At 66.5% G+C, this 424-nt stretch carries 1 pseudogene; it reads right to left on the reverse strand.

The window, feature by feature from the left end:
* Positions 1 to 424 (reverse strand): annotated as a pseudogene (locus HX846_RS39095) (DNA polymerase Y family protein); the annotation flags it as partial.

A 424-nucleotide genomic window follows, 5' to 3' on the forward strand; every position in this document is an offset into this window, starting at 1 on the left:
ACCAGGCGAAAGCCACGCACCGGCGAGGTGACTTGCACCTGCTCCAGGCGGCCACGGGCCAGTTCGAACAGCATCGCCGCGTCACGCTCGGCGCTGAGCAGGCCGACCTTGATCACGCTGTCGGGCTCGGCCGCGTGCTCCAGGTGCAAGTCAAAACGCTGCACGCCACTGTCGCGGCCACACAGGAACGCCGACAGGTCGCCAGTCAAACGGCGCAAGGGAAACAGCAAGGCCTGGTGGGACAACACATCAAAATTCAGCTCGATGCGCACATCAAACCGGTCCGGCGGCTGGTAGAACGCCAGCGCCAGGGGCCGTTGGCCGCACAGTGCATCGAGGTGCTTGAGCAGCGCAGCGTCGAAGCGCCGGGCCAGGGTATGCCGAGGCAACGCCTGCACCTGGGCCAGGGTGCGCAAGCCCATGC

Source organism: Pseudomonas sp. K5002 (genome assembly GCF_013386655.1).
Lineage (GTDB): Bacteria > Pseudomonadota > Gammaproteobacteria > Pseudomonadales > Pseudomonadaceae > Aquipseudomonas.